The sequence below is a fragment of the Streptosporangium subroseum genome, from assembly GCF_900188345.1.
In the GTDB taxonomy this organism is placed as follows: Bacteria; Actinomycetota; Actinomycetes; order Streptosporangiales; family Streptosporangiaceae; genus Streptosporangium; species Streptosporangium subroseum.
On record NZ_FZOD01000005.1, the window covers coordinates 174,056 to 189,217 of the forward strand.

Annotated in this window: 12 protein-coding genes; 6 read left to right on the forward strand and 6 right to left on the reverse strand. The window is 69.7% G+C overall.

The features are described 5' to 3' along the window. Nucleotide 1 precedes the first annotated feature (1 nt). The 3 genes from CHC08_RS07385 to CHC08_RS07395 all read left to right on the forward strand — a co-directional run bounded on the left by CHC08_RS07385 (nt 2) and on the right by CHC08_RS07395 (nt 3,741). Nucleotides 2-490 (forward strand): (2Fe-2S)-binding protein, encoded by a 489-nt coding sequence (locus tag CHC08_RS07385; protein ID WP_089206541.1) that lies wholly within the window; start codon nt 2-4, stop codon nt 488-490. A 151-nt stretch (nt 491-641) separates the two neighbouring features. Next, on the forward strand, nt 642-3,032 hold the full coding sequence (gene cutA, locus CHC08_RS07390; protein ID WP_089206423.1) for an aerobic carbon-monoxide dehydrogenase large subunit: 2,391 nt from the start codon (nt 642-644) through the stop codon (nt 3,030-3,032). A gap of 289 nt (nt 3,033-3,321) precedes the next feature. Continuing rightward, nucleotides 3,322-3,741 carry a PPOX class F420-dependent oxidoreductase gene (locus CHC08_RS07395; protein WP_089206424.1) on the forward strand — a complete coding sequence of 140 codons (420 nt, stop codon included), beginning with the start codon at nt 3,322-3,324 and terminating at the stop codon, nt 3,739-3,741. A 33-nt stretch (nt 3,742-3,774) separates the two neighbouring features. Here the strand turns inward: CHC08_RS07395 and CHC08_RS07400 are convergent, their stop codons facing one another. Both CHC08_RS07400 and CHC08_RS48045 read right to left on the reverse strand, forming a co-directional pair. Continuing rightward, nucleotides 3,775-5,025 (reverse strand): MFS transporter, encoded by a 1,251-nt coding sequence (locus tag CHC08_RS07400; RefSeq protein ID WP_089206425.1) that lies wholly within the window; start codon nt 5,023-5,025, stop codon nt 3,775-3,777. Further along, on the reverse strand, nt 5,022-5,207 hold the full coding sequence (locus tag CHC08_RS48045) for a hypothetical protein (RefSeq protein WP_143653132.1): 186 nt from the start codon (nt 5,205-5,207) through the stop codon (nt 5,022-5,024). The genes CHC08_RS07400 and CHC08_RS48045 overlap by 4 nt, the downstream gene beginning before the upstream one ends. Nucleotides 5,208-5,304: 97 nt before the next feature. On the opposite strand from CHC08_RS48045, the gene CHC08_RS07405 reads away from it, so the two are divergent. Beyond that, entirely contained in the window at nt 5,305-5,880 is a 576-nt protein-coding gene (locus CHC08_RS07405; RefSeq protein ID WP_089206426.1) for a dihydrofolate reductase family protein, read from the forward strand. Nucleotides 5,881-6,053: 173 nt separating this feature from the next. Here CHC08_RS07405 and cydB read toward each other — a convergent pair whose 3' ends face one another. Together cydB and CHC08_RS07415 are read right to left on the reverse strand one after the other, a co-directional pair. Then, complete coding sequence (gene cydB / locus CHC08_RS07410; protein WP_089206427.1) at nt 6,054-6,995, reverse strand: cytochrome d ubiquinol oxidase subunit II; 942 nt, start codon at nt 6,993-6,995, stop codon at nt 6,054-6,056. A gap of 11 nt (nt 6,996-7,006) precedes the next feature. Further along, complete coding sequence (locus tag CHC08_RS07415) at nt 7,007-8,452, reverse strand: cytochrome ubiquinol oxidase subunit I (protein ID WP_089206428.1); 1,446 nt, start codon at nt 8,450-8,452, stop codon at nt 7,007-7,009. A 282-nt stretch (nt 8,453-8,734) separates the two neighbouring features. On the opposite strand from CHC08_RS07415, the gene CHC08_RS07420 reads away from it, so the two are divergent. After that, the gene (locus tag CHC08_RS07420; protein WP_089206429.1) at nt 8,735-9,268 is read left to right on the forward strand and encodes a hypothetical protein; all 534 of its coding nucleotides are present in this window, start codon (nt 8,735-8,737) and stop codon (nt 9,266-9,268) included. Nucleotides 9,269-9,453: 185 nt separating this feature from the next. Here the strand turns inward: CHC08_RS07420 and CHC08_RS07425 are convergent, their stop codons facing one another. Beyond that, complete coding sequence (locus CHC08_RS07425; RefSeq protein ID WP_089206430.1) at nt 9,454-10,344, reverse strand: polysaccharide deacetylase family protein; 891 nt, start codon at nt 10,342-10,344, stop codon at nt 9,454-9,456. 629 nt (nt 10,345-10,973) lie between these two features. Between CHC08_RS07425 and CHC08_RS07430 the strand changes: the two genes are divergently transcribed. Continuing rightward, a complete protein-coding gene (locus CHC08_RS07430; RefSeq protein ID WP_089206542.1) occupies nt 10,974-11,930 on the forward strand; it encodes a fatty acid desaturase family protein in 957 nt (318 codons plus the stop codon). Nucleotides 11,931-12,199: 269 nt separating this feature from the next. Here the strand turns inward: CHC08_RS07430 and CHC08_RS52330 are convergent, their stop codons facing one another. Further along, on the reverse strand, nt 12,200-15,094 hold the full coding sequence (locus CHC08_RS52330) for a helix-turn-helix transcriptional regulator (RefSeq protein WP_089206431.1): 2,895 nt from the start codon (nt 15,092-15,094) through the stop codon (nt 12,200-12,202). Nucleotides 15,095-15,162: the final 68 nt, after the last annotated feature.

Genomic DNA, 15,162 nt, shown 5'->3' on the forward strand with positions numbered 1-15,162 from the left:
GATGATCCGGCAGGTCGAGGTGCCGGGGCGGCGGTTGCTGTCGGACTGCCTGCGGCACGATCTCGGCCTGACGGGCACCCACGTCGGCTGCGAGCACGGGGTCTGCGGCTGCTGCACGGTGCTGCTGGACGGCGAGCCCGTCCGGTCCTGCCTGACGTTCGCGGTCACCGTGGACGGGCACGACATCACCACCGTGGAGGGGCTCGCCGCACGCGACGGCACGATGTCGCCGGTGCAGCGGGCCTTCGGCGAGTGCCACGGCCTGCAGTGCGGCTTCTGCACCCCCGGCTTCCTGTGTACGGTGACCGCCCTGCTGCGGGAGAACCCGGCGCCGACGGAGCAGGAGGTGCTGGAGGGCATCTCCGGCAACCTGTGCCGGTGCACGGGGTATCAGAACATCATCAAGTCCGTTCATCGCGCGGCCGAGATCATGGCGGAGGAGCGGCGAGCGGACGCGGACTCCGAGCAGCCGGGCGAGGAGATCGTGTGAGGGGGCGACGGGACCGGGCCTGCGGGCACGGCGTGCGCCGATACGGACTCCGAACCGTGGAGCGAGGAGATCGTGTGAGTGGGTGCGGCGTGTGCCGATGCGGACCCCGAGCCGCGGGACAGGACAGGGACGGGCACGAGGCGAGGACATCATGAGCACGAAGCTGTTCGGAGAGCCGGTTCAGCGGCGGGAGGACCCCCGGCTGCTCACCGGGCAGGGACGCTACGTGGACGACCTGGGAGCGGGCGCGCTCGAGGTGGCGTTCGTCCGATCCCCGCACGCCCACGCCCGGATCCGCGACATCGACGTGTCGGACGCCCTCGACGTGGAGGGGCTGGTGGCGATCTACACGTGGGAGGACCTGCCCACCCTCCTCGCCCAGCCGCTGCCGTTGCTCATCCCGCACCCGGCGCTGACGCACGGCCGCACCGCCTACCCCCTCGCCCGCGACGTCGTCAGGCACGTCGGCGAGCCCGTCGTGATGGTCGTCGCCCGCGACCGCTACCTCGCCGAGGACGTCTGCGCGCTCATCCAGGTGGACTACGAGCTGCTCAAGCCGGTGGTCGGGGTGGAGGAGGCGGCGCAGTCGGCGCAGCTCGTCCACGAGGACGTGCCGGACAACGTCGGCGCGCACCTGATCCAGGAGGTGCCCTCGGCGGACGGGCTCGACGCGCGGGAGCTGATCGAGACCGCGCCGCACACGCTGACCTTCCGGCTCGACATCGAGCGCAGCGCCTCCATGCCGCTGGAGGGGCGCGGGGTGTACGCCCGCTGGGACGCCGACGACCGGTCCCTGCGCGTCTACTCCAGCACCCAGACCTCCACCAGCGTCCGCATGGCCATCGCGGCCAAGCTCGGCCTGCCGCTGCCCAAGGTCGAGGTGATCGCGCCCGACGTGGGCGGCGGGTTCGGCGTCAAGATCGTGCATCCGTGGCCGGAGGAGGTGCTGGTCCCGTGGGCGGCGATGCTGCTCGGCCACGAGGTCAAGTGGACCGAGGACCGGCGCGAGCACTTCGTCTCCTCGGCGCACGAGCGGGCCCAGGTTCAGTTCGTCAGGGTCGGCTTCGACGACGACGGCAGGGTGCTCGGCCTCGACGTGAACATCCTGCACGACCACGGCGCCTACACGCCGTACGGGATCATCGTCCCGATCATCACCTCCACCCAGCTCCTCGGCCCCTACAAGATCGGCGCCTACCGGGTCGAGTTCTCCTCGATCTACACCAACACCGTGCAGGTCACGCCGTACCGTGGGGCGGGCCGCCCGCAGGGGGTCTTCTGCATGGAGCGGACGATGGACCACATCGCCGAATACCTGGGGGCGGACCGTACGGCGGTGCGCGAGATCAACTTCATCCAGCCCGACGAGTTCCCCTACGACCAGGGCCTGATCTTCCAGGACGGCCGTCCGCTGATCTACGACAGCGGCGACTACCCCGAGTCGCTGCGACTGCTCAAGGAGCTCATCGGCTGGGACGGCTTCCCCGCGCTGAAGGCCCAGGCGGCGGCCGAGGGACGGAGGATCGGGCTCGGCATCGGCTGCTACGTCGAGGGCACCGGAGTCGGCCCCTACGAGGGCGGCCACGTCCAGATCACCTCCGACGGCCGGGTGCACGTCTCCACCGGGCTCACCTCACAGGGCCAGGGCCACGAGACGGTGTTCGCGCAGATCGCCGCGGCCGAGCTCGGCGTGCCGATGGAACGGGTCTCGGTGGTCACCGGCGACACCCGCAGGTTCGGTTACGCGGTCGGCACGTTCGCCTCGCGGGCCGCGGTGATGAGCGGCAACGCGATCGCCCTGGCGTGCAGGAAGGTCAGGGAGAAGGCGCTGCGGATCGCCGCCGAGGCGCTCGAGGCGGACCCCCGCGACCTGGAGATCATCGACGGCGAGGTGAGGGTGGTGGGCTCGCCCGGCGCCTCGATCCCGCTGGCGACGGTGGCGGTGCTGTCCAACCCCCTGCGCTACGCCTTCGACTCCGAGACGGCCCGGGCGACCCAGTTCGCCGGGGCGTCGTCCTTCGACCGGCCGCCGGTGGAGGCGGGGGAGGAACCGGGGCTGGAGGGACGCGACTACTACTCGCCGATCCGCTCGACGTTCGCCTCCGGCATGCACGCGGCGATCGTCGAGACCGATTCGCTGACGGCCGAGATCCGCATCCTGCGTTACGCCGTCGTCCACGACTGCGGAAACCTGATCAACCCGATGATCGTGGAGGGGCAGATTCACGGCGGGGTCGCCCAGGGCGTCGGTGGCGCGTTGTACGAGCGCATGGTCTACGACGACCACGGTCAGTTGCTGAACGCCTCGTTCATGGACTTCCTGATGCCCTATGCCACGGAGATCCCCTCCATCGAGACGGCCCACCTGGAGACTCCGTCCCCGCTCAACCCCCTGGGCATCAAGGGGGCGGGTGAGGCGGGGGTGATCCCGGGCTCGGCGGTGATCGCCTCGGCCATCGAGGACGCCGAGGGGATCAGGATCGACAAGATGCCGATCTCCCCCTCGGAGCTGTTCGACCTCCGCCGAGCCGCCACGGGCTGATCCGCCGGATCGCCCTGCCGTTCGACCCACGCCGCGCCGCCGGATCGCCATGCCGAGGGACGGGGTTCCCACCGGTGGGTACGTGCTCGGCACCTTCGGCGAGGCCCGTCGACGCCACCTGCGCGCCAGGGGTTCCGGCCGCCTGGACGGGCGTTCCGATATGAGACGAACCGTTCACGGAGGGTCGCCGAGTCGTGACCATCTGAGATGTGACACCGTGGATGTATATCTCGCGAGCCGCATGCGTGACCTTCACCGTGGGGGGACGCCGAGGCGAAGAGGAGTGATCATGTCAAAGCCGCCGCTTCCCGAGGAAGCAGTCGCCATGCTGAAAAAGCCGAATCCCGCCGTCATCACGACGCTTCGGTCCGACGGACAGCCGGTGTCCACGGCTACCTGGTATCTCTGGGACGACGGCCGGATCCTGGTCAACATGGATGAGGGCCGCAAGCGGCTGGGTCATCTGCGCGACGATCCCCGGGTCGCCCTCACCGTGCTCGACGAGGGCGACTGGTACACACACGTCAGCATCATCGGGCACGTCGCCGAGATGCGCGACGACAAGGATCTGGTCGGCATCGACAGGCTGTCTCAGCAGTACACCGGGAAGCCGTACCCGCGGCGGGATCGCAGCCGGGTCAGCGCCTGGATCGAGATCGACGGCTGGCACGGCTGGGGCACGCTCAAGGACAACAGCCAGCCCGGCTGACACCTGCCCGGCAGGCGACGGCCGGGCTGCGGCTCAGGGCCGGGCGTCGACCTGGTCCGCGGCGGGCAGGTCGCGCATCGTGCGCAGCGGGGAGAGCAGCAGCGGCACCACCGACAGCAGCCCCAGCGCGACACTGATCCACAGTGTGGTGCGGGCGCCGAAAAGTTCGCCCAGCACCCCTCCGACCAGGCCGCCGAGGGGAATCGTGCCCCATACGACAAAACGCATGGTGGCGTTCATCCGGCCGAGCATGTGCTCGGGGGTGACGCTCTGGCGGAAGCTGAGCTGTCCGACGTTGTAGAGCACCACGCCGATCCCGTTCATGAACATGCCGATCGCGAACAGCGACATTCTCCAGCCGGGCTCGGCGAGCGGCACCAGGAGCATGAACGGGTTGGTCACGAGGTTGGACAGCCAGATGATCCTGGCGGTGCCGACCCGGCGGCCGACCACGCTCACGATTGTCGCGCCGACGAGCCCGCCGAGGGCCGCCACCGAGAACAGCAGGCCGATGCCGCCGGGGGAGAGACCTATCACCCGGACCAGGAAGATCATCTCGACGGCCGCCAGCATCCCGCTGCCGAAGTTGGAGGTGGCGGTGCAGGCGGCGATCATCCGCAGGATCCGGTGCGTGGACACGAACCGCAATCCCTCGCCGATCTCCTTGAGGAGGCTCCGCCGCGCCGCGCGGTCCGGCACCTGCTCGGTGGCGTTGATCCGCCACAGGAACAGCGCCGAGCCCAGGAAACTGACGGCGTCCAGGAGCACCGCGACCGGCGCGGTGAGCGCCTGAACCAGCAGACCGCCCACGCCGGGCCCGGCCACGCCCGCCGTCGTCCGCACGATCTCCAACTTGGCGTTGCCGTCCACCAGTCGCTCCCGCCCGACCAGGCTCGGCAGGTAACTCTGGTAGGAGATGTCGAAGAAGACCGTGGCCAGGCCCATGCCGAGCGCCACGCCGTACAGATGGGGGAGGGTCAGCCCATCGAGCCACCACGCGATCGGCACCGACAGCAGCAGTGCGCCGCGGACCAGATCCGCGGTGATCAGGATCCGCCGCCTGCGCATCCGGTCCACCCACACCCCGGCGGGCAGCCCCACCAGCAGGAACGCGGCGGTCTCGGCCGCGACCAGCAGTCCGGTCTCGAACTCGCTCGCCTTGAGCGCGAGCACCGCGACCAGTGGAAGCGCGAGCATGCTGATCTGCGTGCCGACCTGGCTGATCGTGTCGGCGCCGAACAGGAGCATGAAGTTCCGATGCCGGAACAGGCTGGGTGAGGTCACCGGGGCATGCTGACGACTTGTGCGGCGAAAATCAACACCTTTACTCCGCCGCTGGAGCCGACAGCAAGGGTTCCGACGGCGTTGAGGTGGGGATCGAACAGGATTCCCACCTCGTTCCGTCCTGATGATCCGGGGCGGAACTCCTTCGTATTTTGCAGGGCCGGACCTGTGGTCTTGTCCATTGGTCCCGAAAAGGGAGAGCTGACATTTCGGATATAAACGGCCCGATGACCGTAAAGCGTCGTGCGAGGCCTTGTTCGTGCTCTACTGTCGGGCCGTATGGGGAAGGTCATCTTGCACGTCACCATGTCGCTGGACGGTTTCATGGCCGGTCCGGACATCAGCGTTGAGCTGCCCATGGGCCGGGGCGGGCCGCGGCTGCACGACTGGATATTCAACGCGTCCTCCAACAACGTGGACGCCGGGGTGATCCGGGAGCTGTTCGCCACGACGGGGGCGGTCGTGCTGGGCAGGAGGACGTTCGATGTGGGCCTGGGGGAGTGGGAGGACACGCCTTTCCCCGCACCCTCCTTCGTGCTCACACATGAGGTTCGAGACGAACTGGCCATGAAGAGCGGAACGTTCACCTTCGTGACCGACGGCGTCGAGAGCGCACTCCGGCTGGCCAGGGCGGCCGCGGGTGAGAAGAACGTCATCGTGATGGGCGCGGACGTCTCCCAGCAGGTCCTCAGGGCCGGCCTCCTCGATGAGATACACCTTCAGATCGCACCGGTGCTGATCGGTGACGGCCGCCGGTTGTTCGACCACCTCGGGACCGAGCACATCGAGCTGGAACGGACCCGGGTGATCGAGTCGCCGCACGCCACGCATCTGGAATTTCGCGTCGTGAAGTAGGCGGCGACGCCGCCACGGTCCCGTTCCGCCCGAGCCTGCCGGTGGGAGGGTGCGGTCCCGTTCCGTCCGGGACGACCGGCGGTCTGCCTGAGCCTCCCGGTGGGAGGACCTGGCCTCGTCCTGGTCGGGCTGACTGCGGGAGACCTCGCCCAAGCGGGCGAGAGCCCGGTGTTTCAGGACACCTCGGCGACCAGGCGCTTGCGGAACACCCAGTACGACCAGGCCTGGTAGCCCAGTACGAACGGCAGCGCGACCAGGCCGATCCAGGTCAGCACGTTCAGCGTGTAGGGGCCGGAGGCGGCCTCGGCGATGGTCAGGCCCGGCAGGGGCGCCGGGGAGAGGGCGCCGAACAGGGCGGCGCCGGTGCCGGCGATGGACGAGGCGGTGGCGGCGAACGCCCAGCCGTCCCGGCCGCGCCAGGTCAGCGCGATCCCGGCGGACAGGGCCGCCATCGCGGCCAGCGCGCACGCCCACAGCCACGGCGCCGCGGCCCAGTCGGAGACGGACGCGGATGCGCCGGGGATGCCGGACAGCGCCACCACCGCGGCGGGCAGGGCCACCGCAGAGGTGATCATCGCGGTACGGCGGGCCCGCGAGCGCACCGGGCCGGAGGTCTTGAGTGCGACGAAGACCGCCCCGTGAAGCACGCACAGCGAAAGGGAGAAGATCCCGCCGGCCAGCGCCGCCGTCGCGCTGCCGTGCAGCAGGTCGGCGAAGATCGCGCCCCACAGGAACGCGGGGAGGAAACTGCCGATCAGGATGCCCAGATCGGCCCGGGCGCGGCCCGTGGAGCTGTGGACCTTGCCCCGCCACTCCAGGCCGATTCCGCGCACGATCAGCCCGACGAGGACCAGCGCGATCGGGAGATAGAACGTGCTCAGCAGCCCGGCGTACCAGGCGGGGAAGGCGGCGAACATCGCCCCGACGGCGGTGATCAGCCAGACCTCGTTGCCGTCCCAGACCGGGCCGATCGTGCCCAGGACCTGCTTGCGTTCGGCCTCGTTCCTGGACAGCACCGGTGCCAGCATGCCCACGCCGAAGTCGAAGCCCTCCAGGACGAAGTAACCGGTCCACAGGAACGCGATGACCGCGAACCAGAAGGTGGTGAGTTCCATGATTTCCGCCTTCAGTACATCAGGGTCGGCTGGAGCCGGGCGGCCCGGTCCTCGTCGTCGTGGGAGGGCCGCGTGAGGGGATCGGGGGAGACGGGCTCGGGACCCGTCCTGACGTGGCGCACGAGCAGAACGGCCTCGGCCAGCGCGAGCACGCCGTACAGGGCGGTGAAAATCGCCAGGGAGATGGCCACCTCGGTCAGGCTGACGCCGGGTGACACGCTCGCGGCCGTGAGCAGCTCGCCCTGGACGGTCCACGGCTGGCGGCCGACCTCGCTGAGCAGCCAGCCCGCGATGATCGCGATGGTCGGCAGCGGCAGCGCCAGCACGCAGGCCCGGGCGAACCACGCGGGGATCTCGCGCGGCGGGCGGGGAGTGCGGCGGCGCCTGCGGGTGAGCCAGAGGCCGAGGGCCGCCAGGGCCACCGTGGACAGACCGAAGACGATCATCACGCGGAAGGACCAGTAGACCACCGGCAGGTTGGGCCGGTAGTCGCCGGGGCCGAACTGCTTCTCGAAGGTGGCCTGCAGGTTCTCGGTGCCCTGGACCACCGCGTTCGGGTCGTGGGTGGACAGGAAGCTGAGCAGCCTGGGCACCTCCACCCCGGGGACGGGGGAGAACGGCGCGCCCGCCGTGTCGTGCCTGAGCCCCTCGGCGGCGGCCAGCTTCATCGGCTGCTGTTCGTACAGCAGCCTGGCGGACGTGTCCCCGCTGCCCACCACCACGACTCCGGCGATCGCGACCATGACCAGTGCGGCCCGCATCGGGGTTCGCCACATGCTCGCCGAGCCCTCCCGCGCCGGCGTGGTCAGGCCGGGATCCGCCGGGTCGTTCCGCCGCTCCCGCAGGATGCGGTAGCCGCAGACCGCCAGCACGAATCCGCCCGCGACCACGAAGGCGCCCCCGACCACGTGGGGCACCTGGGCGAGCGCGGTGGAGTTGGTGAGCACCGCCCACAGGTCCGTCATCCGGGCTCGGCCGTCGACGACCTCGTAGCCGACCGGGTGCTTCATCCAGGCGTTGGCGGCGAGGATGAAGTAGGCCGACAGGTTGGACCCGATGACCGCCGCCCAGATGGTGGCCAGGTGGACGCGCTTGGGCAGCTTGTCCCAGCCGAAGATCCACAGACCCAGGAAGGTTGACTCCAGGAAGAACGCGAGCAGCGCCTCCAGGGCCAGCGGAGCGCCGAAGACGTCGCCGACGAAGATCGAATATTCGCTCCAGTTCATGCCGAACTGGAACTCCTGCACGATGCCGGTCACCACGCCCATTCCGAAGTTGATCAGGAAGAGCTTCCCGAAGAACTTCGTGAGCCGCAGGTAGTGCTCCTTGCCGGTGCGGTGCCATGCGGTCTGCAGGCCGGCCACGAAGACGCCGAGGCCGATCGTCAGGGGCACGAACAGAAAGTGGTACACGGTGGTGACCCCGAACTGCCACCGTGCCAGGTCCAGTGCGTCCATCTTCCCCTCGCCGATCCGATGCTCTACGGGTTGTAGTTCTACTTTCAGTAGTACTACACGCTGTAGAGCATTGGGAGGGGCAGGTGCCGCGAGCTCGTGCGATCTTCGTCACACGGCCCGGAGCGGGCCCGCGGGGTTGCACGACGGCCGTCCGGCTTGCAGCCATTTCTTAAAGGAAATTGCAAGGAATGATATGGGGATGTGCAAGTGCATCCCGATATCAATGAATCAGCCCGAAGGGGGAGTCGGCAAAGGGCCGGCACGGAGGGCTGAGGAGAAATCATGATGAAGAAAATGGCCACCGGTCTGCTGGCGCTCGCCGCCACCGGCGCCCTCGCTTTCGCCACTCCGGCGACCGCGTCCGCCGCGACGTCGGCCACGGCCACGGCCGCAACCGCGACGACCGCCGCGGCCGGTTCGTCCGACTACGACTACAGCGACTACTGGGGCAGCTACTTCTCTTCCAACCACAAGGCCAAGGCCCGCGGCTGGATCGGCGTCGAGTGGGACAAGCACCAGAAGTGGAACAGCGTGCGGGTGAAGGGCTCCCTGTACGACCTTGACCACCGCACGTACAAGCAGGGCGGAAAGTGCGCCTACGTGAAGTTCGCGGTGCACCACTTCGGCGACCACGACGGCCAGTGGTACGACGGCAAGTCCTACACCTACTGCGGAGCCGGCGGGGCCAAGCAGTTCCAGTTCTCCAAGAACCGGGTGGACAGCGTCCGCGTCAAGGTCTGCCAGATCCCCCTGCACAGCTCCTCGCCGACCAGGTGTGGCGACTGGGAGTACCTCTACACCGCCGAGAGCGAGTGATCACATATAGGCCCCGTCCCCTAGCCCTGACCGGCCCGTCCCCTTTCCGGGGCGGGCCGTTCGGCCTTTCACGAGGTTTATGGGTCGCGCCTATCGGTCGATTTTCCTGTTTTCATCATTGCTTATCGAAAATCATATTTTATGGCTAATTGTGGCTTTGGAGAGAACGCCAGGGGTCGCGTGGGTTACGAGTTGTCGGAGGGGTTTCCGGTCGCGGCCTTCAGGTAGGCGTCGAGATTGCCGAGCTCGAAACCACGGCGCTTGATCTTGTTCACCAGGATGCGGAAGTCGCGCGAGAGGTTCGGGCGGAAGTGCAGCAGCAACACGTCGCCCGGGCGCAGTTTTTTGTCGGGCACCTGATAGGCGATCTTCCCGCCGGGCTGCACGGTCGCGGTCCAGAGCAGGAGTGCGTCGATGCCGCAGGCCTTGGCCGCTTTGCGCGTCAGGCTGTTCAGACTGCCGAACGGCGGGCGGAACAGGGTGGGCTGGGTTCCCAGGTGCTTGCGGATCAGTTTGGAGGAGCCGCAGATCTCGGCCTTCTGCTGCTCGTAGCCGAGCGTCGGCAGGTTCGGATGGGTCAGCGTGTGGTTCTCGATCGTCGCGCCCGCGTCGCGCAGGTCGCGCACGTATCCCCACTTGCCCGCGCCCAGGAACTTGCCGCCCTGAGCGGTCGGATCGACCGCGCCCCTGGCCTCCACGGCGTCGCGCATGACAAAGGCCGCGATGGGAATCCGCTGATTCCTGACCTGTGCCACGAAGCCGGGATCCTGCTCCCAGCCGTCGTCGATGGTGAGGAAGACGACCTTCCTCTTGGTCGGAATGGAGCTGATCACCGGCGGCAGACCGTCGCCGGACCGGGGGATCCTCTTCACCTCACCCGGCCTGAGGAGTGCCCCCGGCGGTCCCTTCGGGCTCGCCGGCTCGGGGGAACCGATGGGGGAGGCGCCGGGTGCGGAGACGGTGCCGTCGTCGCCGGATTCCCCGTCGAGGTCCACTCCGGTGCCACATCCGGCGCCCACCGCCAGGACTGCGAACGCGGCCGCCGATCTGATCGCCCATGACTTCGCCGGTGACATGGACGATCATCCTGCCAGTAGTCGAAGGGGTAAATGCCCGATTTGGGAGTTTGGCTGCCATGGATTCCGCCCACCGTGCACCCGCCCCCTCGACAGGTTGTCTCCACTCGCCTCGCGCCCGCCGTGTCAATCGGCTCTCTCCGCCGTGCCGTCATCTCGACCGGCTGCCTCCGTCCGCCACGACCGCGCGGCCCCCTATAGCACATTCGACTCACGTGCTTCGAGCAGCCTGGCGGAATACGGCCGACAGAGGTGAGGCTCGTATAGATCCCCGCAGGTCAGACCTGGTCATCCGTCCCTCCCCAAGGTCGCCGTGGGGATTTTCTGAGATCGTCACCAGGCTCTTCGACGCGTGCTGGTAGGGCCAGCACTACCACAAGCCGGGGTGGGGGCCGGAGTTCGGGAACACGACAATCGCGAAACCCTAAGACGGTCACCCTGTCAGCTTTTGTATGCCAACCTTTGGCGCTAATAGCTGACAAATCCTGTCTAGGGATCCGGCCCACCCGAGGAGAGCAGTGACCGATTCGATCGTGACCGATGCCGTGTATCAAGCCGCCGACCCAGAAGATGGAGCACGGGGCAGCGACTTCGCCCGTCTGTCGCGCCGGATCACACAGGCGGGGTTGATGGAGCGGCGCCCCGGCTACTACGCCCTGAGGATCGGTCTCGTCACCGCCTCCTTCGTCGGCGGCTGGGTCGCATTCTTCGCACTGGGCGACTCCTGGTACCAGCTCCTGGTCGCGGTCTTCCTCGCGGTGGTGTTCGCCCAGATCGGGCTGGTCGCCCACGACCTGGCTCACCGGCAGGTCTTCCGCTCCCGGCGCTCCAGCGAGATCGCCGGACTGGTGGCCGGAAACGTCGCCATCGGCATGAGCTACGGCTGGTGGATGGACAAGCACACCCGCCACCACACGAACCCCAACCACGAGGACCACGATCCCGACGTCTCGCCGGACGTCCTGCTCTGGTCGCCCGAGCAGGCCGCGGTCACCAAGGGACTGCCCAAGTATCTGGGCCGCTGGCAGGCGTACCTGTTCTTCCCGCTGCTCACGCTGGAGGGGTTCAACCTCCACGTGGCCAGCGTCCGGGCGCTGCTGCGCCCGACGATGAAGCACCGTCCCGTGGAGGCGTCGCTGCTGGTCGTGCACACCGTCCTGTACCTGGTCGCGCTGTTCGCGGTGCTGTCGCCCGGCAAGGCCGTGGCGTTCTTCTTCCTGCACCAGGCGCTCTTCGGCGTCTACCTGGGCTGCACGTTCGCGCCCAACCACAAGGGAATGCCGATGTTCCGGGGCGACGAGAAGCTCGACTTCCTCCGGCGTCAGGTGCTGACCTCGCGCAACGTGCGCGGCGGCTACGTGGTGGACACGGTGCTGGGCGGGCTCAACTACCAGATCGAGCACCATCTCTTTCCCAGCATGCCGATGCCGAACCTGCGCCGTGCCCAGCCGATCGTCCAGCAGTACTGCCAGGAGATCGGCGTCGACTACCTGGAGTCCGGGATCGTCAGCTCCTACGCGCAGGCGCTGCGCCACCTGCACGAGGTGGGGGCACCGCTGCGAGCCCAAGCCGCCGCGGCCCGTTAGCTCGCGTCGAGACCCGCACCTTCACCTCAAGGGGCGTCTACCTCCGCCATCGCGTGGCGCGCCAGGCCGTGTCTTAAGGACGCTGCCGCCTCAGCTTGTCCCTGGGGCGGCTCCGGCCCTTTGATCCCGCACTCGACGGTATGACGGCCCTTGCACTCCACGCTCATCAGTGACCGTCGACGAGCCGAGGCACCCCGTCGCCATGCGCGAACGGCGCTCCCGCCGCCACGGAACCGCCCCACTCGTCATAAGAGAGGACCGAGCCGGGGCTAAGCCTCCGCCCCGCCGACCGGCTCGGCCAGGAGCGCCGCCAGCCCCCGCAGTTCCTTGCGTGACAGCAGCCCGAGCTTGCGCAGCGCGTTGGAGACGTGGCTCTCCACGGTGCGCCTGGACAGGAACAGCTCGGTGGCGATCTCCTGGTTCGTCTTCCCCCGCGCCGCCAGCAGCCCCACCTCGCGCTCCCGGGACGACAACGTCTGCCCGTGGGACGGCCGCCCGCCGCGCCACGGATAGGGGATGGGCACCCCGTTCTGCCGCATGATCCGGCAGATCCGCGCGATGTCCCGGTCCGCGCCCATCCCGCCGTACAGCCGCAGCGCGCCCTCCAGCAGCGGCCCGCCGTCGGCCGCCCCGTGCTCGCAGCGCCACCGGCCCAGGCGCTCGGCGGCCAGCGCCTCCTCGTAGCGCAGCCCGGCCTCACACAGGGTGGTACGCGCGGCGTCCAGCAGCCGGTCGGCCTCCAGCGGATCCAGGGACCGCGCCAGGACCGCCCGCGCGCCCAGCAGCGCCGCCTGCGCGATCGGCGCGTCGGCGCCCGAGATCCCCACGCCCAGCTCGTCCACCAGCCCGGCCGCCCGGTCCGCTTCGCCGAGCGCGTCCAGGGCGTTCACCAGGCACAGCACACTCTCCGCCCCCCACACCCAGTTCCCCTTGGCCCGTACGTGGGCCAGCGCGGCGGTGGCGTGCTCGACCGCCCCGGCAGCGTCGTCCAAGGTCAGCAGCAGCCGGGACAACGTCATCCGGGCGGGGATGAGCGGCCAGACGGCCCCGACCCGCTCGGCCACCGCGATCACGTCGTCCAGGCGGGCGGTCGCCTCCTCGGCCGGGCCGGTCGCGGCGAGCAACGTGGCCTGCAGCAGCCGCCGGTCCAGGGACGCGGCCCCCACCCTGGCCCCCGAGTCCGCCAACCGGGGGCTGCGCTCCTCCAGGCCCGCCCACCGCCCGGCGGCCACGTCGACGGCGGCCGTCACCAGCTCGGTGACCTCCGCCAGCCGGAGGTACTCGGCCTGGTCGGCCACCTGGCGTCCCTCGGCGAGCAGGGCCTCGGCCAGCTCCAGCCGGCCGACGTGCAGGGCGCCCTGCGCCCAGTTGAGGCAGGCGCGGGCGTGCTCCCGCGGCGCGGCCCTGAGCTCGTCGTCGCGCAGCAGCCCGGCGATCAGCCGCGTGCTGGCCGGGTCGCCCTGTTCCAGCAGGAGTGAGGCCCTGGCGATGCGCACCGCGACGCGTACGTCGCGGTCGCCGCTGCGGCGGGCCGCCGCCTCGGCCTGGTCGCAGCGTGCGGCGTGCTCGCTGACGTGCCGGTCCACGACGGTCTCCGGCGCGGAGAGCACCGCCAGCGCCCGTCCCAGGAGCGCGGGCCGGTCGGCGAGGTCCTCCAGGGCGCCCTCGATCTGGAGGTGGCCGGCCCGCGTCTCGCCCTGCTGCCGCAGCAGGCGGCCGAGCGCGAAACGCAGCTCGCCGCGCAGGTGGGCGGGGAGGGGCTCGGTGGCCAGCAGGCGTTCGAGTACCGGCACGGCCTCCGTGTGCGCCAGCCCGTCCACCGCCGCCCGGCCGAGCTTGACGGCCAGCCGCACGCGTACCTCGCGGGACAACTCGCCGATCTCCAGCGCCTGGAGCAGGAACCGTGCCGCGGTGGCGTCGTCGCCGTGGGAGAAGGCGGTGTCGGCGGCGGCCTCCGCATTGCCCACGAACTCGGCCGTGCGCCCCGCGTGCCGGTAGTGGTGGGCGAGCCGGGCCACGGGCCTCGGCCCGCCGCCGGATTCGGCGCCGGTTTCAAGGGCCTGCGCGGTCCTGAGATGCAGCCAGCGGCGGCTGGACACGGGCACGGATTCGTACACGATCTGCTGCGCCAGCGCGTGGCGGAACCGGCACCGGCCGCCCTCCTCGTGCAGCAGCCCCACTGCCTGGGCCTGCGCCAGCGCCCTGGCGATGGCCGGCGGCCCACTGTCCGCGACCTCCGCGAGCACCCGCTCGTCCGGCGTCATGCCGACGACGGCGGCGGCCCCGAGGATCTCCCGCGCCGGGTCGTCGAGGGCGGACAGCCGCTGCAGGACGACGTCGCGCAGCACGGTCGGCACGGCGAGGCCAGCCAGGACGTCGGGGCGGCCGGGGATCTCGCCGGCGGGCAGCCGTTCCAGCAGCGTGCGCAGCACCTCCTCCACGACGAACGGGATGCCGCCGGTCTTCTCGCAGAGGGGTCCGGCGAACGCCGGGGGAAGATCGGTTTTGAGTATGCTCCGCGCGAGCTCCTCGACCTCGGGCATGGTGAGCGGGGCCAGGCTGATCGTGCGGGCCGGTCCCGACGGGGCCCGGGCGAAGGCTTCGCGGATCGGCAGCAAGCCCGACTCGGTGCGTACGGTGAGGATCACCGTCAGGTCGCGCGGCATGTGAGCGGCCAGGAAGGCGAGGAAGTCGTGCGTGCCGCCGTCGGCCCAGTGCACATCCTCCAGGGCGAGCACCAGCGGGCTGAGGTGGTCGAGCAGCGCGACGGCGGCGCGGAACACCCGGTGCCGCTCGGCCCGCTGGTCGGGCAGGGGCGGAAGCGGCGGCGGCAGGTGCTCGGCGATCTCGGGCAGCAGCGGCGCCAGCGCCCCGACGACGGGGTTGGACGGCCGCGACCGGGCCAGCTCGGCCTCCGCCTGGCGGAACGCGTCGAGCAGCGGCGACAACGGAAGCGGTTCCTGGAGTTGTTCGCACTGGCCCACGAGCCGGCGGGTCGCGGCCAGGTCGGGCGCCGCGAACAGCTCGGCGACCAGGCGGCTCTTGCCGATTCCCGCCTCGCCCTCGACCAGGGCGAGCGAGGGCCGTGCGCCGATGGCCGCACGCAGGAGGGCCAGCTCGGTGTGCCGGCCGACGAGGACGTCAGACAGGGCGCCCGACGGCATGCGGCCACCCCCTACCTGCACTAATTAGTGCAAACAGGGTACCAAAAATTCATTAAGTACTGCCCAAA